The 22,501-nt window shown below is 72.2% G+C and carries 21 protein-coding genes; 19 read left to right on the top strand and 2 right to left on the bottom strand.

Going from position 1 to position 22,501, the window contains the following annotated elements:
* The first annotated feature begins 53 nt into the window (after positions 1 to 53).
* Genes OG446_RS04110 through OG446_RS04090 form a run of 5 tightly spaced genes read left to right on the top strand, consistent with a single transcriptional unit; the run spans position 54 to position 5,664 of the window.
* Positions 54 to 962, top strand: a complete 909-nt coding sequence (locus tag OG446_RS04110) for an acetaldehyde dehydrogenase (acetylating) (RefSeq protein ID WP_328892743.1) — start codon at positions 54 to 56, stop codon at positions 960 to 962.
* Between the two features lie 28 nt (positions 963 to 990).
* Complete coding sequence (gene dmpG, locus OG446_RS04105; protein ID WP_328892742.1) at positions 991 to 2,046, top strand: 4-hydroxy-2-oxovalerate aldolase; 1,056 nt, start codon at positions 991 to 993, stop codon at positions 2,044 to 2,046.
* Between the two features lie 8 nt (positions 2,047 to 2,054).
* Positions 2,055 to 3,239, top strand: coding sequence for an acyl-CoA dehydrogenase family protein (locus OG446_RS04100; protein WP_328892741.1), 1,185 nt, complete (start codon positions 2,055 to 2,057; stop codon positions 3,237 to 3,239).
* Between the two features lie 29 nt (positions 3,240 to 3,268).
* Entirely contained in the window at positions 3,269 to 4,186 is a 918-nt protein-coding gene (locus OG446_RS04095) for a VOC family protein (protein ID WP_328892740.1), read from the top strand.
* The gene (locus tag OG446_RS04090) at positions 4,183 to 5,664 is read left to right on the top strand and encodes an FAD-dependent oxidoreductase (protein WP_328892739.1); all 1,482 of its coding nucleotides are present in this window, start codon (positions 4,183 to 4,185) and stop codon (positions 5,662 to 5,664) included. The genes OG446_RS04095 and OG446_RS04090 overlap by 4 nt, the downstream gene beginning before the upstream one ends.
* A 60-nt stretch (positions 5,665 to 5,724) precedes the next feature.
* Here OG446_RS04090 and OG446_RS04085 read toward each other — a convergent pair whose 3' ends face one another.
* Both OG446_RS04085 and OG446_RS04080 read right to left on the bottom strand, forming a co-directional pair.
* Positions 5,725 to 5,997, bottom strand: a complete 273-nt coding sequence (locus OG446_RS04085) for a ferredoxin (RefSeq protein ID WP_328892738.1) — start codon at positions 5,995 to 5,997, stop codon at positions 5,725 to 5,727.
* The gene (locus OG446_RS04080) at positions 5,997 to 7,163 is read right to left on the bottom strand and encodes a Rieske 2Fe-2S domain-containing protein (protein WP_328892737.1); all 1,167 of its coding nucleotides are present in this window, start codon (positions 7,161 to 7,163) and stop codon (positions 5,997 to 5,999) included. The genes OG446_RS04085 and OG446_RS04080 overlap by 1 nt, the downstream gene beginning before the upstream one ends.
* Before the next feature lie 218 nt (positions 7,164 to 7,381).
* Between OG446_RS04080 and OG446_RS04075 the strand changes: the two genes are divergently transcribed.
* The 14 genes from OG446_RS04075 (at position 7,382) to OG446_RS04010 (ending at position 22,445) form a co-directional block, all read left to right on the top strand.
* Positions 7,382 to 8,128, top strand: a complete 747-nt coding sequence (locus OG446_RS04075) for an SDR family NAD(P)-dependent oxidoreductase (protein WP_328892736.1) — start codon at positions 7,382 to 7,384, stop codon at positions 8,126 to 8,128.
* A gap of 121 nt (positions 8,129 to 8,249) precedes the next feature.
* Positions 8,250 to 9,410 (top strand): steroid 3-ketoacyl-CoA thiolase, encoded by a 1,161-nt coding sequence (locus OG446_RS04070; protein ID WP_328892735.1) that lies wholly within the window; start codon positions 8,250 to 8,252, stop codon positions 9,408 to 9,410.
* Between the two features lie 10 nt (positions 9,411 to 9,420).
* Complete coding sequence (locus OG446_RS04065) at positions 9,421 to 11,607, top strand: acyl-CoA dehydrogenase (RefSeq protein WP_328892734.1); 2,187 nt, start codon at positions 9,421 to 9,423, stop codon at positions 11,605 to 11,607.
* Between the two features lie 2 nt (positions 11,608 to 11,609).
* Complete coding sequence (locus tag OG446_RS04060; protein WP_328892733.1) at positions 11,610 to 12,500, top strand: MaoC/PaaZ C-terminal domain-containing protein; 891 nt, start codon at positions 11,610 to 11,612, stop codon at positions 12,498 to 12,500.
* A complete protein-coding gene (locus OG446_RS04055; protein ID WP_328892732.1) occupies positions 12,497 to 13,144 on the top strand; it encodes a PaaI family thioesterase in 648 nt (215 codons plus the stop codon). The genes OG446_RS04060 and OG446_RS04055 overlap by 4 nt, the downstream gene beginning before the upstream one ends.
* Positions 13,145 to 13,157: 13 nt before the next feature.
* Positions 13,158 to 13,919, top strand: coding sequence for an SDR family NAD(P)-dependent oxidoreductase (locus OG446_RS04050; protein ID WP_328892731.1), 762 nt, complete (start codon positions 13,158 to 13,160; stop codon positions 13,917 to 13,919).
* A 246-nt stretch (positions 13,920 to 14,165) separates the two neighbouring features.
* Positions 14,166 to 15,821: an AMP-binding protein gene (locus tag OG446_RS04045; RefSeq protein WP_328892730.1), complete on the top strand. Its 1,656-nt coding sequence runs from the start codon at positions 14,166 to 14,168 to the stop codon at positions 15,819 to 15,821.
* Between the two features lie 43 nt (positions 15,822 to 15,864).
* Positions 15,865 to 17,031 (top strand): acyl-CoA dehydrogenase family protein, encoded by a 1,167-nt coding sequence (locus OG446_RS04040; protein ID WP_328892729.1) that lies wholly within the window; start codon positions 15,865 to 15,867, stop codon positions 17,029 to 17,031.
* The gene (locus tag OG446_RS04035) at positions 17,028 to 18,044 is read left to right on the top strand and encodes a bifunctional MaoC family dehydratase N-terminal/OB-fold nucleic acid binding domain-containing protein (RefSeq protein ID WP_328892728.1); all 1,017 of its coding nucleotides are present in this window, start codon (positions 17,028 to 17,030) and stop codon (positions 18,042 to 18,044) included. Before OG446_RS04040 ends, OG446_RS04035 begins: the two co-directional genes overlap by 4 nt.
* Positions 18,044 to 19,162, top strand: coding sequence for an acyl-CoA dehydrogenase family protein (locus OG446_RS04030; RefSeq protein ID WP_328892727.1), 1,119 nt, complete (start codon positions 18,044 to 18,046; stop codon positions 19,160 to 19,162). Before OG446_RS04035 ends, OG446_RS04030 begins: the two co-directional genes overlap by 1 nt.
* Positions 19,159 to 19,605, top strand: coding sequence for a MaoC family dehydratase (locus OG446_RS04025; RefSeq protein ID WP_328892726.1), 447 nt, complete (start codon positions 19,159 to 19,161; stop codon positions 19,603 to 19,605). The genes OG446_RS04030 and OG446_RS04025 overlap by 4 nt, the downstream gene beginning before the upstream one ends.
* The gene (locus OG446_RS04020; RefSeq protein ID WP_328892725.1) at positions 19,602 to 20,783 is read left to right on the top strand and encodes a lipid-transfer protein; all 1,182 of its coding nucleotides are present in this window, start codon (positions 19,602 to 19,604) and stop codon (positions 20,781 to 20,783) included. Before OG446_RS04025 ends, OG446_RS04020 begins: the two co-directional genes overlap by 4 nt.
* Positions 20,780 to 21,637: a MaoC/PaaZ C-terminal domain-containing protein gene (locus OG446_RS04015; protein WP_328892724.1), complete on the top strand. Its 858-nt coding sequence runs from the start codon at positions 20,780 to 20,782 to the stop codon at positions 21,635 to 21,637. Before OG446_RS04020 ends, OG446_RS04015 begins: the two co-directional genes overlap by 4 nt.
* The gene (locus OG446_RS04010) at positions 21,630 to 22,445 is read left to right on the top strand and encodes a 2-keto-4-pentenoate hydratase (RefSeq protein ID WP_328892723.1); all 816 of its coding nucleotides are present in this window, start codon (positions 21,630 to 21,632) and stop codon (positions 22,443 to 22,445) included. Before OG446_RS04015 ends, OG446_RS04010 begins: the two co-directional genes overlap by 8 nt.
* The last annotated feature ends 56 nt before the right edge of the window (positions 22,446 to 22,501 follow it).

Raw genomic sequence — 22,501 nt, 5'->3', positions numbered from 1 at the left:
CCCCCTCCCGCACTCGTTCTCCGTTCCCACTCGACCCGGATGAGGTTCGAACCGTGACCAAGGCGACCGCCGCGATCGTCGGATCCGGCAATATCGGCACCGACCTGATGTACAAACTCCTGCGCTCGCCCGACATCGAGCCGCGCTGGATGATCGGCATCGACGAGCAGAGCCCCGGCCTCAAGCGCGCCGCCGACCACGGCCTGCACGCGAGCGCCGACGGCGTCGACGCGCTGCTGGCCGGCGCCGAGCGTCCGGACCTGGTCTTCGAGGCCACGTCCGCGTACGTCCACCGGGCCAACGCCCCCACGTACGCCGAACTCGGCATCCAGGCCATCGACCTGACCCCCGCCGCGATCGGCCCGGCGGTCGTGCCCGCCGTCAACCTCGGCGACCACCTCGACGCACCGAATGTCTCGCTCATCACCTGCGGCGGCCAGGCCACCATCCCGATCGTGCACGCCGTCTCCCGGGTCACCGAGGTCGCGTACGCGGAGATCGTCGCCAGCGTCGCCTCGCCGTCCGCCGGGCCCGGCACCCGCGCCAACATCGACGAGTTCACGCTCACCACCAGCCGGGGCATCGAGACGATCGGCGGCGCCGCCAGGGGCAAGGCCATCATCATCCTCAACCCGGCCGAACCGCCGATGCTGATGCAGGACACGGTCTTCTGCGCGATCCCCGCCGATGTGGACCGGGACGCGGTCACCGCGTCGATCCACGAGACCGTCGCCAAGGTCGCCGCGTACGTCCCCGGCTACCGGCTGCGCACCGAGCCGCAGTTCGACGGGGAGACCGCGGTCAGCGGCGGACTCGCCCGCGTCGCGGTCTTCATCGAGGTGGAGGGCGCGGGTGACTTCCTGCCGCCGTACTCCGGAAACCTCGACATCATGACCGCCGCCGCCACCAGGGTCGGCGAGGGCTTCGCCCAGCGGATCACCGCCCGCCGCGCCGGCGCCTGACCGCCGCTCACCGAGGAGTACACGAGCCATGCCCTACAGCTCCGACCTGGACATCCGGGTCACCGACTCGTCCCTCAGGGACGGATCGCACGCCAAGCAGCACCAGTTCAGCGTCGACCACGTCACCTCCATCGTCGGCGCACTCGACGACGCCGGGGTCCCCGTCATCGAGGTCACGCACGGCGACGGCCTCGGCGGGTCCTCCTTCAACTACGGCTTCAGCCACACGCCGGAGCAGGAGCTCATCAAGGCCGCGGTGAAGACCGCCCGCCGGGCGAAGATCGCCTTCCTGATGCTGCCCGGCCTCGGCCTCCAGGACGACATCCGCGAGGCGGCCGACAACGGCGCGTCGATCTGCCGGATCGCCACCCACTGCACCGAGGCGGACATCTCCGTCCAGCACTTCGGACTCGCCCGCGAACTGGGCCTGGAGACCGTCGGGTTCCTGATGATGTCGCACAGCCAGCCACCCGAGGTGCTGGCCCGGCAGGCCCGCATCATGGCCGACGCCGGCTGCCAGTGCGTCTACGTCGTCGACTCCGCAGGCGCCCTGATCATGGAGCAGACGAGCGACCGCATCGCCGCCCTGGTCGCCGAGCTGGGCGACGACGCGCAGGTCGGTTTCCACGGCCACGAGAACCTCGGCCTCGGCGTCGCCAACTCGGTCCTCGCCGTCCGAGCCGGGGCCAGGCAGATCGACGGGTCGACCCGCCGCTTCGGGGCGGGCGCGGGCAACACCCCCGTCGAGGGATTCGCCGCCGTCGCCGAGAAGCTGGGGATCCGTACCGGCATCGACGTACTGAAGATCATCGACGCGGCCGAGGACGTGGTCCGGCCGGTCATGGACGGCGAGTGCCTGCTCGACCGGCTGTCGCTGACGATGGGTTACGCCGGTGTCTACTCCAGCTTCCTGAAGCACGCCGCCCGCCAGGCCGCCACCTACCAGGTGTCCGGCGCCGAGATCCTCATGGAGGCGGGCCGCCGCAAGCTCGTCGGGGGCCAGGAGGACCAGCTCATCGAGATCGCGGTCGCCCTCGCCGCGAAGAACCGGTCCGGGGCCACACCGAACTCCTCCGGGAAGTGAGAACAGCCATGTCCAATCCCGTACTCGAAGCGGTCGAGGCACGCGCCGACGAGATCCGCGCGCTCGGACCCGCCAATGAGGCGCTCGGCCGGCTCGACGACCAGGCGGCGAAGATCCTCCGGGACGTCGGGGCGATGCGCATGCTCCAGCCGAAGACGTACGGCGGTCTCGAACTGCATCCGCGCGAGTTCGCCGAGACCGTCATGAGGATCGCCTCCCTGGACGGGGCCACGGGTTGGGTGACCGGTGTCGTCGGCGTCCACCCGTGGGAGATGGCGATGGCCGACCCCCGGGTCCAGGAGGAGATCTGGGGCGAGGACCCCGACACCTGGATCGCCTCCCCGTACGCGCCGATGGGCCTGCTGCGGCCCGTCGACGGCGGCTACGTCTTCAACGGCCGCTGGCAGTTCTCCTCCGGAACCGACCACTGTTGCTGGATCTTCCTCGGCGGCTTCCTCGCCGACGCCGACGGCAACCGGACCAACCCCCCGCAGTCCGTGCACGTCATCCTGCCCCGTGCCGACTACGAGATCGTCGAGGACTCCTGGGACGTCGTCGGGCTGCGCGGCACCGGCAGCAAGGACGTCGTCGTCAAGGACGCCTTCGTACCCGACTACCGCGTCATCGAGTACAACAAGGTCGTGGACGGTTCGCTGGCCGCCGAGTCCGGGCTGACCAACCCCGCCTACCGGCTGCCGTTCTCGGCCGCGTTCCCGCTCGGCATCACCGCCGCCGTGATCGGTATCTGCGAGGGCGCTCTCGCCCACCACCTCGACTACCAGCGAGGCAGGGTGCAGATCACCGGCCAGGCCGTGAAGGACGACCCGTACGTCCTGTACGCCATCAGCGAGGCGGCGGCCGAGATCGCGGCGGCGCGCTCGGCGCTGCTGGACAACATCTGCCGGATCTACGACGCGGTCGCGGCCGGCCAGGAGATCAGTTTCGAGCGCCGCGCCGTCGGCCGGCGCACCCAGGCGGCCGCCGCCTGGCGGGCCGTCCGCGCCGTCGACGAGATCGTCGCCCGTTCCGGCGGCAACGCGATGCGGCTGGACAACCCGATCCAGCGCTTCTGGCGCGACGCGCACGTGGGTCTCACGCACGCCATCCATGTGCCGGGATCCGTCTTCCACGCCTCGGCGCTCACCGAGATCGGCATCGAGCCGCCGCACGGCCCGATGCGCTCCATGATCTGACGCCGCAGACCGACCGAGAGGAACCCCTCATGACACAGATCCGCGGACTCGGCTACCTCCGGGTCCAGTCCGGCGACATCGGGCGCTGGCGCGAACTCGCCGTGGACGCCCTGGGCTTCGCCGAGGGCTCCGGGCCGCACCCCGACGGCCTGTACCTGCGCATGGACGAGCGCCGCTCACGGCTCGTCGTGCTGCCCGGCGACACCGACCGGGTGCTGTCGATCGGCTGGGAGGTGCGGGACCAGTTCGCGCTCGCCGCCGTCGGCCGCGCAGTCGAGGCGTCCGGTACGGGAGTGAAGCCGCTCAGCCGTGAGGAGGCGGACGACCGGGGCGTCGAGCAGGGCATCACCTTCGAGGACCCGGCGGGTGTGCCCGTCGAGGTGTTCTTCGCCCCGGTCCTCGACCACAGTCCCGTGGTGACCAAGCTCGGCCAGCGGTTCGTCACCGGCGGCCAGGGCATGGGGCACATCGTCCTGCCCACCACCAGCCCGGACGAGACGATCGCCTTCTACACCGAAGTCCTCGGGTTCCTGCCCCGCGGCTCGATGCGGCTCGGGGGCGGGTCGCCGCGCCGGGTGCGCTTCATGGGTGTCAACGAGCGCCACCACAGCCTCGCCGTCTGCCCCGCCCCGCACGGCGAGGCGCCCGGCCTGGTGCACCTGATGGTCGAGGTCGACAGCCTGGACGCGGTCGGCCGCGCCCTCGACAACGTGGGCAAGCAGGGCTTCTCGCTCTCCTCGACGCTCGGCCGGCACACCAACGACAAGATGGTGTCGTTCTACGTGCGCGCGCCGGGCGGCTGGGACCTGGAGTACGGATACGACGGGATGCGCGTCGACGAGGCGCACTACACCGCCGAGGAGATCACCGCCGACAGCTACTGGGGCCACGACTGGTCCGGCTCCGAACCCCTGGCGGCGTTCACCCCGCCCGGGACGGCCACATGAGAGCGGCCCGGCCGGTGACACCGGTGCCCGCCGGGACCGTCGACCACTACGACGCGGAGACCGACGTGCTGGTCGTCGGCTTCGGATGCGCCGGGGCCGCCGCGGCGTACGAGGCCGCGGCGGCGGGCGCCGATGTCCTCGTACTGGAACGGGCCGGTGGCCCCGGCGGGTCCTCCGCGCTGTCCGGCGGTGAGCTCTATCTCGGTGGCGGGACCCCGGTGCAGCGGGCGTGCGGTTTCGAGGACAGCGCGGACGACATGTTCGCCTATCTCGACGCCGCGCTCGGGCCGCACGCCGACCAGGAGAAGCTGCGCCTGTACTGCGAGGGCAGCGCCGCGCACTTCCAGTGGTTCGTCGACCGCGGGCTGACCTTCGAGCCGACCCTGTGGGACGCGCCGACGTGGATGCCCACCACCAAGGACGGGCTGATGTGGCTGGGCGAGAACGCCTGGCCGTACAACGAGATCGCCCGCCCGGCGCCGCGCGGCCACCGCTGCGCGACCGATGCCTTCGGCGGCTGGCTGGTGATGGAGAAGCTGGTCGCCGCCGCCGAGGACGCGGGGGCCGCCGTGCAGGCCGACACCCTGGCCACGGCACTGATCGTGGACGACAGCGGCCGGGTCGTCGGGGTCACCGCCCGCCGGCACGGCCGGGACCTCGCCTTCCGGGCCCGCAAGGGGGTCGTCCTGACCACCGGCGGGTTCGCCGACAACGAGGAGATGCTCGCCGACCACGCCCCGCACCTCATCGGCCACGACAAGGTCAGTGACGGGCTCGACGACGGCAGCGGCATCCGGATGGCCGCCGCGCTCGGCGCCGCGACCCGGCGGATGGCCGTGGTCGAGCTGGCCCTGACCGCGCTGCCGGCGATGGTCACCCGCGGCATGCTGGTCAACGCCCACGGGCAGCGCTTCATCAACGAGGACGTGTATCCCGGCCTGTTCAGCGTGGCCGCCGTGCTGACGCAGCCCGCACCCTACTGGGTGATCATCGACGAGGAGGGCTACGAGTCGATTCCGGAGACGGAGCGCTGGGGCGTGGTGCCCCGGTTCGTCACCGAGACCCTGGCGGAGCTGGAGGCCGAACTCGGAATGCCGCAGGGAGCCCTGGAGTCCACGGTCGCTACGTACAACACACATGCGGCGAAGGCCCTGGACCCGTACTTCCACAAGGACCCGCGCTGGCTCAGGCCGTTGAAGGGCCCGTTCGCGGCGGTCGACCCGAGGGCCGGTTTCCACCGGGGAGGGCGGCCCGGCGCGGGCGCCGGGACGGGCGCCGCGGGGTTCACCCTGGGCGGGCTGCGCACCACCGCGGACGGGGAGGTGCTCGACGTGTCCGGCGATCCGGTCCCCGGGCTGTACGCCGCGGGACGGGCCGCCTCCGGCATTCACGGCGAGGGGTACATCAGCGGCACCTCGCTCGGTGACGGCACGTTCTTCGGACGGCGGGCGGGTGTGGCCGCTGCCGGCGGCGCCTGAACGCGAGCACGAAGAAGGCCGGGTAGGCGTACCCGGCCTTCTTCGATGTGCCTTCGGGGATCAGCTGCCGAGTGCGGGCCCGTCCCCTTCGGCGTCCACGACTTCGATCGTGCCCCGCAACGTGGCCTCACGGATCGTGTCACGCAGTGACCCGCAGCCCTCGAAGGCCGCTCCGGCCCTCTCGCGTTCCGCGCAGAGGGCCATCGCGCCGCCGTTCCACTGCACGCTCGTCTGCTGCGGGCTGCTCTTGCGTACGAGTACCCGCGCGGCGCACCTGTCGCATGCCAGGGGCCGCATCGGCGCGCCGTCGGCGAGGCGGTTGTCGACCCGCATCAGACCGGCCGGCCCTCGGCGGCAGGGGCGGCGGCCTTGCGGGCGAGGTTCGCCTCGACCTCCTTCTGCCACGCCTCGACGGGCCGGGTGGTGTCCAGCTCGAACTCGAACCGGTCGGTCATCTCCGGCTTCACGTCGGCCACGTCCACGTAGAACTGCTCGTACCAGCGGCGCAGTTGGTACACGGGCCCGTCCTCCTCGCAGAGCAGCGGGTTGTCGATCCGGGCCTTGTTCTGCCAGATCTGGATGTCCTGCTCGAATCCGAGCTTGATGAACTGCGCCATACCCGCCGCGAGTTCGTCGGCCGCGCTGCCCGGCATCGACGGCGAGCGCTTCACGATGATTCCGTACTGCAGGACGAACCGGTCGGCGTCGACCGGGTAGTGACAGTTGATCAGCACCGACTGCTGGTCGCCGGTGTCGTAGTGGTAGGTCAGGTCGTCGATCATGAACGACGGGCCGTGGTACGCGGCCAGCGAGTCGCTGCCGGTGGTCTTCGGCTTGCCGTCCTGCTCCTGGGGGCGGGCGTCGGGGCGGCCCGTCGCCCGCATGTGCTGGGTGGCGGTGTGCCCCTCGAAGACGTTCTTGAAGAACGTCGGGAAGGAGTAGTGGACGTAGAAGAAGTGGGCCATGTCCACCACGTTGTCCACGACTTCGCGGCAGTTGGCGTCGATGGTCGTCTCGTACCAGAGCCAGTCGGTCCACTCGTCGCTCGTCGCGCCCTCGATCCTGGGGATGACCACATCGGCGGGCGGGGGATTGCCCTCGGGGTCGTTCCAGACGAAGAGCATGCCGTCCTGGTCCAGCGTGGGCCAGGACGCCGTGCGGGCCCGCAGCGGCACCCGCTTGGAGTACGGGATCTGCTTGCAGCGGCCGTCACCGCCCCAGCGCCAGTCGTGGAACGGGCAGGCGACCTCGTCGCCCTTGACGGTGCCCTGCGAGAGGTCTCCGCCCATGTGCCGGCAGTAGGCGTCCAGCACGCTGAGTGTGCCGTCGCCCGCCCGGAACACCACGAGCTTCTGGCCGAACGCCTGGACCGCGTGCGGCTTTCCGTCCCGGTACTTCTCCGAGAGGCCGAGGCAGTGCCAGCCGCGCGCGAAGCGCGTGGGTGCCGCTGCGGCTTCGATGGCCCTGACGTCGTCGGGTGCTGACTCGACTGCGCTCACGTTCTCTCATCCCCTTAAGGACGCATGGTTTCCAGGTTCCCGGACGGTAGGCCCGCTCGCCGGTGCCCGGCCGGAGGAGTCCCACTGACCGGAACCGGCGCTCCGGGGCCGGCCGCCGGGCCCGTCCCGGTCGGTGGGACCGGGGCGTCGCGGTGCCGCCGGCCGCCTGTACCGTCCCCCGCCCTGTCCACCGGCAGCCATCAGCGAAGGAGCCCGTGATGAACCGATTCGACGGCGTGAAGGTCCTGCTCACCGGAGCGGGTTCGGGGATCGGGCGGGCGACCGCCCTCCGCCTCGTTTCCGAGGGGGCGGCCGTGTTCGCCGTGGACATCGCGCGTGACGGCCTGGCGGACACGGCCGCCGCCGCGGACGGGCCGGGGCGGATCGTGACCCGGGTCGCCGACGTCGCCGACGAGGACGCGGTGGTCGGGAGCGTACGGGCCGCGGCCGAGGACCTCGGCTCCATCGACGTCCTGGTCAATGTGGCGGGGATCCACCGGACGACCCCGATCGACCGGCTGACGGTGGCGGACATGGAGCGGCTCTTCGCGGTCAACACGGTGGGCACGGCCCTGTTCTGCCGGGAGGCGTTGCGCCATCTGCCGGACGGCTCCGGTGTCATCGTCAACGTGGCGTCGTCGGCGGCGGCGCACGGGAACCCGTACATGAGCGCGTACGCCGCGTCCAAGGGTGCGGTCCTCGGCTTCTCGCTGTCCCTGGCCGCCGAGGTCGCCCACCGCGGCATCCGGGTCGTGCCCGTGTCGCCCGGCACCGTCGCCACGCCGCTGGTCGGTCCGCACGTGCTGCCGCCGGACCTCGACACCTCGTACTACGCGCGGATCCGCGCACCGTTCGGCGCCGCGCGGCCCGAGCAGATCGCCGGGGTGATCGCCTTCGCCGCCTCGCGGGACGCGGCCTACCTCACCGGGGCGGAGCTGCGGGCCGACGGCGGCTCCCACATCTGACGCCCGGGGAAGTGCCGGGCCACTGAGCGGGACTGGCTCTTGCCTGTTTCGAGAATGAATTCTAGTTTTCGATTCATCAGTCTCCCGGCCCACCGGGCCCCTCACACCCTTATGGAGAGCCATGACCGAGGCCGTCATCGTCGAAGCCGCGCGGACACCGGTCGGCCGGCGCCGCGGCGTCCTGTCCGGACTGCACCCGGCGGAGCTCCTCGGGCTCGCCCAGAAGGGGCTGCTGGAGCGGGCGGGCGTCGCCCCCGGCACCGTGGAGCAGGTCATCGGCGGCTGTGTCACCCAGGCCGGTGAGCAGTCCAACAACGTCACCCGCAACGCCTGGCTGCACGCCGGACTCCCGTACACCACCGCCTGCACCTCGATCGACTGCGCCTGCGGCTCGTCCCAGCAGGCCGTCCACCTGGTCGCGGGCCTGATCGCGTTCGGCGCCATCGAGGCCGGCATCGGCTGCGGTGTCGAGTCCATGAGCCGGGTCTTCCTCGGCGCCGCGCTCACCCCGGACAACGGCTCCCCGGCCCCGGAGGGCTGGACACTGGACATGCCCGACCAGTTCACCGCCGCCGAGCGCATCGCCCGCAACCGGGGCATCACCCGGGCCGACGCGGACGCCCTCGGCCTCGCCTCCCAGCACAAGGCCGCCCGCGCCTGGGCCGAAGGCCGCTTCGACGGGCAGATCATCGACATCCAGGCCCCCGTCACGGGCCCCGGGGGACCCACCGGCGAGACCGCTTCCGTCAGCCGGGACCAGGGGCTGCGCGACACCACCCCCGAGGCGCTGGCCGCCCTGCGGCCCGTACTTCCCGACGGCATCCACACCGCGGGGAACTCCTCCCAGATCAGCGACGGAGCCGCCGCCGTCCTGATGATGAGCCGGGAGCGCGCCGCCCGCGAAGGGCTGCGCCCCCGTGCCCGGATCGTGGCCTCCGCCATGGTCGGCTCCGACCCGTACTACCACCTCGACGGACCCGTCGCCGCGACCGAGAAGGTCCTGCGCACCGCCGGGATGAGTCTCTCCGACATCGACCTTGTCGAGATCAACGAGGCCTTCGCCTCCGTCGTCCTGTCCTGGGCCCAGGTCCACAAGGCGGACATGGACAAGGTCAACGTCAACGGCGGCGCCATCGCGCTCGGTCACGCCGTCGGCTCCACCGGGGCCCGGCTCATCACCCAGGCCCTGTACGAACTGGAGCGGACCGGGAAGTCCACCGCGCTGATCACCATGTGCGCCGGTGGGGCGCACGCGACCGCCACCGTCATCGAACGCATCTGAGGGGCGCGCCATGACCATCGGACTCACCCAGGAGCACCTCGACCTGCGCGACGCCGTACGCGCGTTCGCGAACCGGCACATCGCCGAGGACACCCTCCGCGCGGCGGCCGACGCCGAGAAGGAGACCCTCCCCGCCCACTGGAGCGGCCTGGCCGGGCAGGGGCTGCTCGGGCTGCACCTGCCGGAGGAGGACGGCGGCGCCGGGTACGGGCTCGTCGAACTCGCCGTCGTCACCGAGGAGCTGGGCCGGGCGACGGCCCCCGGGCCCTTCCTCCCGACGACACTCGCCTCGGCCGTCCTGCACGCCGCCGGACACCGGACGCACCTCGCCGCGCTCGCCGCCGGCAGCACCCTCGGCGCGGTGGGACTCGCCCCCGGCACCCTCGTCCTGACCCGCGCCGCCGACGGGACCGTCACCGTCACCGGAACCTCGGAGCTCGTCATCGGCGGACAGCTCGCCGACGTGTTCGTGCTGCCCGCTTCCGACGAGGGCCGGACCACCTGGCTGGTACTGCCCCGCGCCGCCGTGGAAACCACCGACGTCCGCAGTCACGACCTCACCCGCCGCTCGTCCCGGGTGACCGTACGGTCGGTACCGGTCCCCGCCGTCGACCTGCTGGACGTCGACCCGCGGGTGCCGCGGGACCTCGCCGCGACGCTGTTCGCCGCGGAAGCCGCCGGCCTCGCCGACCGCTGCGTGACCACGGCCGCGCAATACGCGGGCGTACGGGAGCAGTTCGGCCGGCGCATCGGCCAGTTCCAGGGCGTCAAGCACCGCTGCGCCCGCATGCTCGCCCAGGCCGAACAGGCCCGCGCCTGCGCCTGGGACGCCGCCCGCGCGCACGACGTCGTGGACCGGACGGAAGCCTCGCTGGCCGCAGCGGTCGCCGCGGCGATCGGTGTCGACGCGGGATTCTCCGTCGCCAAGGACTGCATCCAGGTGCTCGGCGGCATCGGCTTCACCTGGGAGCACGACGCCCACCTCGCACTGCGCCGCGCCCAGACCCTCCGGATCGCGCTGGGCCCGGCCGCCGCCTGGCGCCGCCGCGTCGCCCGCCTCACCCTGGACGGCACCCGCCGCACCCTGAGCGTGGAACTGCCGGCCGAGGCCGAAGCCGTACGCGAGGACATCCGCGCCGAACTGCGGCACGCCGCGGCCCTGGACGGCAAGGACCGGCTCACCCACCTCGCCGACCACGGCTACACCGCACCCCATCTGCCGGCCCCCTGGGGCAAGGGCGCAGGTCCGGTGGACCAGCTCGTCATCGCCGAGGAGCTCCAGGCCGCCGCCCTCACCCCCGTCGACATGATCATCGGCGGCTGGGTGGTGCCCACGATCATCGCCCACGGAGACACGGCTCAGCAGGAACGCTTTCTCGCACCGAGCCTGCGCGGCGACATCGTCTGGTGCCAGCTGTTCAGCGAACCGGGCGCGGGTTCCGACCTCGCCGGACTCACCACCCGTGCCGAGAAGGTGGACGGCGGCTGGCGGATCACCGGGCAGAAGGTGTGGTCGTCCATGGCCCACCTCGCCGACTGGGGTGTCCTGCTCGCCCGTACCGACGCCGACGTGCCCAAGCACAAGGGCATCTCCTACTTCCTCCTCGACATGACGAGCCCCGGGATCGACATCCGGCCGCTGCGGCAGATCACCGGCGACGCCGAGTTCAACGAGGTCTTCCTCGACGGGGTGTTCATCCCCGACGAACTGCTCGTCGGCGCCCCGGGCGCCGGCTGGAAGCTCGCCCGGACCACGCTCGCCAACGAGCGCGTCGCCCTCTCCCACGACTCGGTCGGCTCCGGCGCCGAGGCCCTGCTGGAGATCGCCGCCGCATCGGACCGTCTCGACGACGAACAGCTCACCACGCTCGGCGGCCACCTCTGCGACGCCCAGACCGGTGGCGTCCTCGCGCTGCGCACCACCCTGCGCACCGTCTCCGGGCAGCAGCCCGGCGCCGAGGCGTCCGTCGCCAAACTGCTCGGCGTCGAACACCAGCAGCGGGTCTGGGAGACCTGCATGGAGTGGCAGGGCGCCGCCGCGCTCACCGGCGAGGGCGAACGCCTGGACGCCACCTGGCAGTTCCTCAACGCCCGATGCCTGTCCATCGCCGGCGGTACGACGGAGATCCAGCTGAACATCATCGGCGAGCGCATGCTCGGCCTGCCCCGTGACCCCGAGCCCACCGAGAAAGGCTGACCATGTCCATCGACCGCGACAAGGCGCTGACCGCGGACCCGTCCGTCCGCGAGATCCACTGGACCACCCGTGATGTGCTCCTGTACCACCTGAGCCTGGGCGCCGGTGCCGACGCGGCCACCGGGCCCGAACTGCACCTCACCTACGAGAACGGTCTCGGCGTGCTGCCCACCTTCGCGATGGTGGCAGGCTCCGGCATCTCGTCCGGTGAGGCGGACCCGCCGGGCCTCCACCTGCCCGGCATCGACATCGACCTGAGGGCCGTGCTCCACGCCGGCCAGGGCCTGGAGGTCCACCGGCCGCTGCCGGCCTCGGGCGCCGCCACGCTCACCTCGCGTGTCGCCGAGCTGTGGGACAAGGGCAAGGCCGCCCTCATCGTCCTGGAGTCCGCCGCCACGGGCGCCGGTGGCGAGCCGCTGTGGACGTCCACCACCCGCATCTGGGCGCGCGGCGAAGGCGGCTTCGGCGGAGAGCCGGGCCCGGCCGAGGAGTGGGCGGCCCCGGACCGCCCCGCCGACACCGTGCTCACCTCCACCACGACTCCCCAGCAGGCCCTGTGGTACCGGCTCAACGGTGACCTCAACCCGCTCCACGCCGACCCGGAATTCGCGCGGGCGGCCGGCTTCGACCGGCCGATCCTGCACGGGCTCGCCTCGTACGGCCTCGTCTGCAAGGCCCTCGTCGACGGTCTCCTCGACGGCGACGTCAGCCGACTCACCGGCCTCACCGTGCGCTTCGCCGGCCCCCTCGTCCCCGGCGAGTCCCTCGCCACCTCGGTGTGGCGCGAAGGACCGGCCGCCGACGGTACGGAACGACTCCTGCTCCACACGGGCTGCCCCGAGCGCGACGCCGCGCCCGTGCTCACCCACGCCACGGCGACGGTGACGGCATGAGCGGCCCCCGCGACGAGGCCACCGCACCGGTCGCCGGCCCCCGACTGGTCGCCGAACCGCACAAGGACGGCGTCGACATGGCGGTCGCGGCGGCCCGCCGGGTGGTCACCGCCCTGTTGCGCGCGGGCGACGGCACCGGCGCCGACTTGGACGAGATCGCCGCCCGCCTCGACGCCGTCGCCGACGGCCTCACCGCGAAGGCGCCCTCCGTGGAGGACCGCCTCGCCGAGATGTGGCGCGGCGAGGGCGTCACCCGGCACGACCCCGTCACCGGCCCGGAGAACGCCCTCGCGCCCCCGCTGCACCTGCACGGCAAGGAGGACGGCTCCGTCGAAGGCGTCGTCACGCTCGACCTGCCCTACCAGGGCCCGCCCGGCCATGTGCACGGCGGGATCTCGGCGCTGCTCCTCGACCACACGCTGGGGGTGGCCAACCACTGGGGCGGACCGTCCGGGATGACCGCGGAACTGACCCTGCGCTATCTGCGGCCCACCCCGCTGTTCGAGCCGCTGACGGTCATCGGGCGCCAGGTCTCGGTGGAGGGTTCGCGGATCCGAACGGTCGGCGAGATCCGGGCCGGCGGGCGTACCTGTGTCACCGCGGAAGGTCTGTTCATCAACAAGCAACTGCCCAGGCCGAGTTGAGGAGTGCTGGGTCATGGGAGACCTCGAAGGCAAGGTCGCGGTCATCACCGGGGCCGGACAGGGTGTCGGTCAGGGCATCGCCCTGGCCCTCGCCTCCGAAGGAGCCTCGGTGGCCGTCCTCGGGCGGACCGCGGCGAAGCTGGAAACAACCTGTGAGCTGCTGCGCGAACGGGGGGTGAGGGCCGAGCCGTTCGTCCTCGACGTACTCGACACGGACCGGATCCCGTCCGTGGTGGAGGACGTCGCCGAGTGCTTCGGCTCCCTCGACATCCTGGTCAACAACGCCTACTCCGGCTGCTACGGACCGCTCCTCTCGCTGAGCGACGAGGAGTTCCAACGAGGCTTCAACAGCGCCCCGTTCGCCGCGTTCGCCTTCATGAAGGCCGCGCATCCGCATCTGAAGCGCGACGGCGGCGGCTCGGTCATCAACGTCGTCACCTCCGCCATGGTCCGCTGGGACCTGAGCACGTACGGGGCCTACGCGGCGGCCAAGTCCGCGCTGCGCTCGCTGACCAGGACCGCCGCCAACGAATGGGGCCGCGACGGCATCCGGGTCAACGCGATCGCCCCGCACGCCGTCTCGCCCGCCTACGCGGGCTGGCAGGCCGCCCACCCGGAGGAGGCCGCGGAGTTCTGCGCGTCCATCCCGCTCGGGTACGTGGGCGACTGCGAACGGGACATCGGCCGGGCCGTGGCGATGCTGTGCGGCCCGGCCGCCCGCTATCTGACGGGCGCCACGGTGCCCCTGGACGGGGGCCAGGCCAACTTCGGCTGACCGGGCGCGGACGGCCCCTCCCGGTCAGCGGGACGGCCCGGACCGGGCCGTCCCGCCCGCGGCTAGCGTCGCCACGCCGGGCGCCACGATCACCAGGAAACGCGCCGCGGCCACCACGGGACGCGCCGTCACCACGAAACGCGCCGCGGCCACCACAGGACGCGCCGTCACCACCACGGGACGCGCCGCGCGACCCGCCCCGTACCGACACCGGCAGACCCGGCCACCGGGTGAGAGGGACCGACGTTGCCACACGAGACGATTGCCGACCTGCTGCTCGCCAGGGCCGGGGACGACCACCCGGGACTGCTGACCCGTGAACGGTCCTGGACCTGGGGAGAGGTCGTCGAGGAGAGCGCGGCCCGCGCCGCCTGGGCCCGGAAACTGCGGACCGACGGACCGTTCCACATCGGCGTACTCCTGGAGAACGAACCCGAGTACGTCTTCTGGCTGGGCGCCGCGGCCCTCGCGGGCGCGGCCGTCGTCGGCATCAACCCCACCCGCCGCGGCGCCGAACTGGAGCGGGAGGTACGGCACACCGACTGCCAGGTGATCATCACCGACCGGGCGGGCGCGGCCCTGCTGGACGGACTGGACATCGGCGTCGACCAGGACCGCTTCCTCGTCGTCGACGCACCGGACTACGGGGACCGCCTCGCCGCGCACCCCCGCCTGCCCGCCCCGGCCCCCGAGGTCACCGCCACCACGCGGATGCTGCTGCTCCTGACCTCCGGCACGACCGGCACGTCCAAGGCGGCGCTCTGCTCACAGGGCCGGCTCGCCGCGCTCGGCGCCTCCAACAGCGCCAAGTACGACATCACCCGCGAGGACACCTGCTACTGCCCGATGCCGCTCTTCCACGGCAACGCGCTGATGGCGCTGTGGGCCCCCGCACTCAGTGCCGGCGCCACGATCGCCCTCACCCGCAAGTTCTCCGCCTCCGGGTTCCTGCCCGACGTGACCCACTTCGGGGCCACCTTCTTCACGTACGTCGGCAAGGCGATCGGCTACATCCTGGCCCGCCCCGAGACCCCGGCCGACGCCGACAACCGGCTCACCCACGCCTTCGGCACCGAGGCCTCGCCGGAGGACGCCGCCCGCTTCCTGGACCGCTTCGGCTGCCGCCTCGTCGAGGGCTACGGCTCCAGCGAGGGCGCCGGCATGCTCAAGCGGGTCCCCGACGCGCCCGCGGGTGCGCTCGGCATGCCTGCCCGGGACGGCGTCCGGATCGTGCACCCCACCGACCGGACCGTCTGCCCGCCCGCCGTACTCGACGCCTACGGCCGGGTGCGCAACCCGGAGGAGGCCATCGGGGAGATCGTCGACACCGAGGGCGCCGCCCGCTTCGAGGGCTACTACAACAACGAGGCCGCGAACGCCGAACGGGTCCGGCACGGCTGGTACTGGACCGGCGACCTCGGATACGTGGACGAGGCCGGCTACTTCTACTTCGCCGGACGCTCCGGTGACTGGATCCGCGTCGACGGTGAGAACATCTCCGCCCTGCTCACCGAACGCATCCTGCGCAGGCACCCCGGTGTCATGGCCGCCGGAGTGTTCGGCGTGCCCGACCCGCGCTCCGGCGACCAGGTCATGGCCGCCGTCGAGATCGCCGAGGGCGCCCGTTTCGAGGACCTGGACCTGCCCGGCTTCCTGGAGCGCCAGGAGGACCTGGGCACCAAGGGCGCCCCGCGCTTCGTCCGTGTCTCCCACGCGCTGCCGACCACCGGCTCCAACAAGCTGCGCAAGAAGGAGATGCAGCTCGACGGCTGGCGCACCGACGACCCGGTGTACCGCTGGGCGGGCCGGGGCCGGCCCGGGTACGCGCCGATGACCGACGAGGACAAGGCCGCACTGCGCGCGGAGTTCCTGGCCAACGGACGTGCGCGTTTCCTTCCCTGACGTGGCATCAGATCTTAGTGGCAGCGATCGAGGAGAACCACACATGCAACTGCGCGAGAGCGCCGCGCACCAGGAGCTGCGGCGGGAACTGCGGGCGTACTTCGCGGGCCTGATGCCCGAGGACGAACGCCGTCGCGTCGGCGAGGAGGGCGTGGGCGGCGACCGCTTCCGGGAGGTCGTCAAGAGGCTCGGTTCCGACGGCTGGCTGGGCATCGGCTGGCCCACCGAGTACGGCGGCCAGGGCCGGTCGGTGGAGGACCAGTACGTCTTCTTCGACGAGGTCCAACGGGCCGGTCTGCCCTTCCCGTTCGTCACGGTCAACACCGTCGGCCCGACCCTGATGGCGTACGGCTCCGAGGAACACCGCAAGCGGTTCCTGCCCGGCATCCTCTCCGGCGACATCGTCTTCGCGATCGGCTACACCGAGCCCGGGGCGGGCACCGACCTCGCCTCGCTGACCACCCGCGCCGTCCGGGACGGCGACGCGTACGTCGTCGACGGCAGCAAGATCTTCACCAGCGGCGCCAACACCGCCGACTACGTGTGGCTCGCCGCCCGCACCGACCCGGACGCCCTCAAGCACAAGGGCATCTCCATCCTGATCGTGCCCACCGCCGACGACGGCTTCTCCTGGAGCCCCATCCGGACCGTCGGCGGCATGGTCGTCACCGCGACGTACTACAGCGGGGTGCGTGTCCCCGCCGCCGACGTGGTCGGCGACGTGGACGGCGGCTGGCGGCTGATCACCGCGCAGCTGAACCACGAACGCATCGGCCTCGCCGCCCTCGGCGGCCGCATGATCCAGCTGTGGGAACGGGTCCTCGAATGGGCGCGGGAGAACGGCACGGCCGACATCCCCTGGGTGCGGCAGGAGTTCGCGCGTACGTACGCCCGGCTGGAGGCGATGCGGCTGATGAACTGGAAGATGACGTCGGCCGTCGCCCGCAACGCCCTCACCGGAGCCGACGCGGGAGCCGCCAAGGCCTACGGAACCGAGACCCATATCGCCGTACAGCGCGGGCTGACCCAGATCCTCGGCGCCGCCGGCCGCATCCGGCCCGAGTCGCCGGGCGCCGCCCTCGCCGGGCAGGTCGAGCAGCTCTCCCGGCAGGGCATCGTGAACACCTTCGGCGGCGGCGTCAACGAGATCCTGCGCGACATGGTCGCGACGCAGGGACTCGGGCTGCCGCGCAAGGGGCGTGGCGCATGACCGGGTACGGCGGGCAGCCGGGATACGAGGAGTGTCTGCGGGCCTTCGCCGGGCGCGAACTGCGGTCTCTCACACCGGCGCAGGACCCGGTCAACCAGCCGATGATCCGGCACTGGGCCGAGGCGATGGGCGACACCAACCCGGTGTACACCGACGGTGGAGCGGCGCGTGCCACCGGCCGCGAGGGGGTCGTCGCACCCGCGTCGATGGTCCAGGCGTGGACGATGCGCGGGTACGCGGCCACGGTGGCCCCGCAGCCCGGGGGCCCGGACGGATTCGACGAGCTCGTCGCCCTCCTCGACGAGGGCGGCTACACCTCCGTGGTGGCCACCGACTCCGAGTTCACCTTCCTGCGGGAGCTGGCGCCGGGGGACCACATCGGCGTCCGCGAGACCGTCGAGTCGGTGTCGGCGGAGAAGAGGACCGGGCTCGGTACCGGGCGGTTCGTCACCACCCTGAAGACCTACACCGATCAGCACGGCGAGACGGTCGCCACCCAGCGCTGGCGCACCCTGAGATTCCGGCCCGCCCCCGCAGCGGCCCCCGCCGCCGCAGCGCTCCCCGCCCCCGCTGAGACAGCGGCCCCCGCGCCCGCAGCGGCCCCCGCCCTGCGTCCGCGCCCCGCCGTCAACCGGGACAACGCCTTCTTCTTCGAGGGCGCACAGCAGCACCGGCTGCTCATCCAGCGCTGCACCGCCTGCGCCGTACCGCGTCACCCTCCGGGGCCGTGCTGCCCCGCGTGCGGCTCCCTGGAGTGGGACGCCGTCGAGGCCGGCGGGCACGGTCACGTCTACAGCTTCGTGGTGAACCACCATCCGCTGCACCCCGCGTTCGACTCGCCGTACCTCGTCGCCGTCGTCGAACTCGCCGAAGGCACCCGGCTCATCACCAACCTGACCGGCATCGCCCCCGACGAGGTCACCATCGGCATGCCCGTCGTCCTCGACTGGCTCGACGCCGACCCCGAACTGACCCTGCCGGTGTTCCGGCCCGCCCCGACGGAGGCGCCCTGATGGATTTCTCCCTGGGAGAAGAGCTCGAAGCGGTCCGTGACCTGGCCCGCGAGATCTTCGCCGACCGCGTCACGCCCGAGCGGCTGCGCGAGGTGGAGACCTCGGCGAGCCGCGTCGACGAACCGCTGTGGGCGGAGCTCGTCACGGCCGGTCTGCTCGCGGCGGTCCTGCCCGAAGAGGACGGCGGAGCCGGCCTCGGGACGGCCGGGCTCTGCGTCCTCCTGGAGGAACAGGGCCGCTGCGTGGCCCCGTTGCCGCTGTGGCCCGCGCTGTCCGGTGCGCTCACCGTCGCGGCGTACGGCACCGGGGAGCAGCGTTCGCGCCTGTTGCCGGACCTCATGAACGGCACCGGCCGGCTGACCGTCGCCCTGGAGGAGTTCGGTGGAGGCGAGCCGCTGACGCCCCGCACGGAAGCGGTCGCCGACGGACCGGGGTGGCGCCTGACCGGGGTCAAGGCCGTGGTCCCCGCTCCCGCCGGTGCGCGCCATGTCCTGGTGACCGCCTCGGCGGAGGCCGGGCCGGGCGTCTTCCTCGTCGCCTCGGACGCCGAGGGCGCCGGCTGGGAGTCCGCGGAGACCACCAGCCACGACATGAGCGCCCACCTCACGCTGCACGACACCCCGGCGGAGCTCGTCGGCACGCCGGGTGACGGGGCCGCCGCGCACCTCGTGCGGATCGCCTCCGTCGCCCTGGCCGCAGTCCAGACCGGCGTGGCCGAAGGGGCGCTGGGCCACGCGGCCGGGCATCTGCGCGAACGGGAGCAGTTCGGCCGTCCGCTCGCCACGTTCCAGGCCGTTCAGCACCAGCTCGCCGACTGCTACATCGACATAGAGGCGATGCGGGTCACTCTCTGGCAGGCCGTCGACGCGACTGCCGAACCCTTCGACGCGGCCGTCGCCGACCGGGCCGCCCTGGTCGCCAAGTGGTGGGCCACCGAAGGAGGCCTGAACACCGTGCACCGGGTCCAGCACGTGCACGGAGGCATCGGCGTCGACACCGACTACCCGGTGCACCGGCACTTCCTGTGGGGCAAGCAGATCTCCACCACGCTGGGCGGCGCGGGCGCCGACCTGGAACGTCTCGGATCCCTCCTCGCCGACACGGCGGTGAGCTCGTGACCGCGGCCCCGGGCACCCTCCCGCCCTCCCGTGCCTACGCGTCCGTGGCCGTCGGCGACGTACTCCCCGAGCTGTCGGTCCCGGTCACCCGCACCCTGATCGTCGCCACCGCCCTGGCGAGCCGCGACTACCAGGACGTCCACCACGACCCCGAACGTGCGCGGGAACGCGGTTCCAAGGACATCTTCATGAACATCCTGACCAGCAACGGACTCGTCGACCGGTACGTCACCGGCTGGGCCGGCCCCGCCGCGGTCGTCAAGGCCATCCGGATCAGGCTCGGCGCCCCCAACCACCCCGGCGACACGATGGTGCTCACCGGAACCGTGACCGCGAAGTCGGACGCCGACCGCCGCGTAGAGATCGCCGTCACGGGCGCCAACAGCCTGGGCGCCCATGTCACCGGGAGCGTCTCGGTGCAGCTTCCGGGGGAGGACCGATGAGCGCCGTACCGCTGTCGGGTGCCGCGGCCGTGGCCGGAATCGGCGCCACCGAGTTCTCCAAGGACTCCGGCCGCAGTGAACTCCAGCTCGCCTGCGAGGCGGTGCTCGCCGCTGTCGCCGACGCGGGCCTGAAACCGTCCGACGTGGACGGTCTTGTCACCTTCACGGCGGAGACCAACGCCGAGAACCACGTGGCCCGCAACACCGGCATGGGCGACCTGACGTTCTTCTCCCGCATCGGATACGGCGGCGGAGCCGGCTGCGCCACCGTGCAGCAGGCGGCCATGGCCGTGGCCACCGGGGTCGCCGACGTGGTGGTCTGCTACCGGGCGTTCAACGAACGCTCCGGCGAGCGCTACGGGCTCGGGCAGGCAGCCCGCCCCATGGACACCACCGCCGACCGGGCGGCGTACGCCTGGATGACCCCCTTCGGGCTGAGCACCCCGGCCCAGTGGGTGGCGATGTTCGCCCGCCGCTATCTGCACGAATACGGCGCCACCACGGACGACTTCGGCCGGGTCGCCGTGGTGGACCGCAAGCACGCGGCCAACAACCCGGCCGCCTGGTTCCACGGCCGCCCCATCACCCTCCAGGACCACCGCGACTCCCGCTGGATCGCCGAACCGCTGCGGCTGCTGGACTGCTGCCAGGAGACCGACGGCGGCCAGGCCCTGGTGATCGTCTCCGCGGAACGCGCCCGCGACCTTCCGCACCCGCCCGCGATGATCCGCTCCGCGGCCCAGGGACTCGGCGCCGACCAGCACATGATGACCAGCTACTACCGGCCGACGATCACCGGGATTCCCGAAATGGGTCTGGTCGGACGGCAGTTGTACGCGCAGAGCGGCCTCGGTCCGGACGACATCGACGCGGCCGTGCTCTACGACCACTTCACCCCGCTGGTCCTTCCGCAACTGGAGGAACTGGGCTTCTGCAAGCCCGGCGAGGCGAAGGACTTCATCGCCGACGGCCACCTGGAACTCGGCGGCCGGCTGCCGTTCAACACCCACGGCGGGCAGCTCGGCGAGGCGTATCTGCACGGCATGAACGGCATCGCCGAAGGGGTCAGGCTGGTCCGCGGGACCTCGGTGAACCAGCCGGACAAGGCCGACCACGTCATGGTCACCGCCGGCACCGGAGTGCCCACCAGCGGTCTGATCCTGGGAGCCGACCGATGACCGCGTCCCCGTGGGAGGGCCGTGAACTCGGCACCCGTACCGTCTCCTGGACCGAACGGGACGCGATCCTGTACGCGCTCGCGGTCGGCGCCCCCGCCGACCGGCTCGACCTCGTGTACGAGGAGCGGCTGAGGGTCCTGCCCACCTTCGCGCTGACCCTGGCCCAGTGGGCGCCCGACGCGCTCGGTGCGCTGGGCGCCTTCGATGTCACCACTGCCGTGCACGGCAGCCAACGCCTCCTCGTGCACGGCCCGTTGGAGCCGGTCGGCGAGCTGACCACGACGGCGCGGGTCGCCGCCGTCCGGGACAAGGGTGCCGCGGCCGTCTTCGATGTCGAGGTGTCCTGCGAACGTTTCACGGCCACCTGGTCCATCTTCGCGCCGGGCTGTGGAGGCTTCGGCGGAGAACGCGGCCCGTCCGCCCCGCGCCGCCCGGACCGTCCGGCCGAACACGCACTCACCGTGACCACGCACGCCCGGCAGGCGGCCCTCTACCGGCTGCTCGGTGACCGGCACGCCATGCACATCGACCCCGAGGCGGCGAAGGCGGCCGGGATGGACCGGCCGTTCCTGCACGGGCTGTGCACGCTCGCCGCGAGCCTGCTGCCGCTGGCCGGCACCCTCGGCGCGCACCCGGCCGAACTGGTGGAACTGGAAGCCCGGTTCGCCGCACCGGCCTTCCCCGGCGATCGGCTCGCTCTGACCGGCTGGGCCGACGCCCCGGGCGACGAAGGTCCGGGCCGCCGTGCCGTGCGCTTCGAGGCGTCGGCCGATGACGGCCGTGCGGTGCTCACCGGCGGCCGGGCCCGATTCCGTACCACCACCCCCGACCCGACGGAGAACCCCGATGCTTGATCCCGCGCAGCGCGCCGAGGCCGCCGCGGTGCTGTGGGCCGCCCAGTGCGACCGCAGCCCGGTGGAGCCGCTCACCACCCTCTGGCCGGGCATCGAGGCGAGCGACGCCTACGAGATCCAGCTGATCAACATCCGCCGCCAACTGGCCGGCGGCCGCACCGTCCACGGACACAAGGTCGGCCTGTCCTCGAAGGTCATGCAGCAGATGATGGGCGTCGACGAGCCGGACTACGGCCATCTGCTCTCCGACATGGTGCTGGCCGAGGGCACACCCGTCGAGGCGGACCGCTACTGCTGCCCCCGGATCGAGGTCGAGATCGGCTACGTACTCGGCCGGAGCCTGCCGGGGGAGGGCTGTACCACCGAGGACGTCCTCGCGGCCACCGAGTACATCGTCCCGAGCCTCGAACTCATCGACAGCCGGATCAAGGACTGGCGGATCGGGCTCGCCGACACCATCGCCGACAACGCGTCGTCCGCCGGCGTGATCCTCGGCTCGGCCCGGGTGCGGCCGGCCGACCTGAACCCGGCCGACATCGAGGCGGTCCTCCACCGGGACGGTGCGGAGATCGCCCGGGGCAACACCAGTGCGGTGCTCGGCGACCCCACCGAGGCCGTCGCCTGGCTGGCCCGCAAGGTCGCGTCCTTCGGGGTGCGGCTGGAGGCAGGTCACGTGATCCTGCCGGGTTCGTGCACCAAGGCCGTCGACGTGAAGCCGGGGGAGACCTACCGGGCCGACTTCGAGGGGCTCGGGTCCGTCTCCGTCGGCTTCGTCCACTCAACGGGACACCACCCGGCCAAGAACTGAAATCAATACTAGTTTTCTGTGTGTGGCGCACCCCGGTGGCAGTTCACCGGGGTGCG

This window comes from Streptomyces sp. NBC_00236, from assembly GCF_036195045.1.
Taxonomy (GTDB): Bacteria; Actinomycetota; Actinomycetes; order Streptomycetales; family Streptomycetaceae; genus Streptomyces.
Note: the sequence above shows the minus strand (reverse complement) of the source record. Positions and strands in the feature narration are given on the sequence as shown.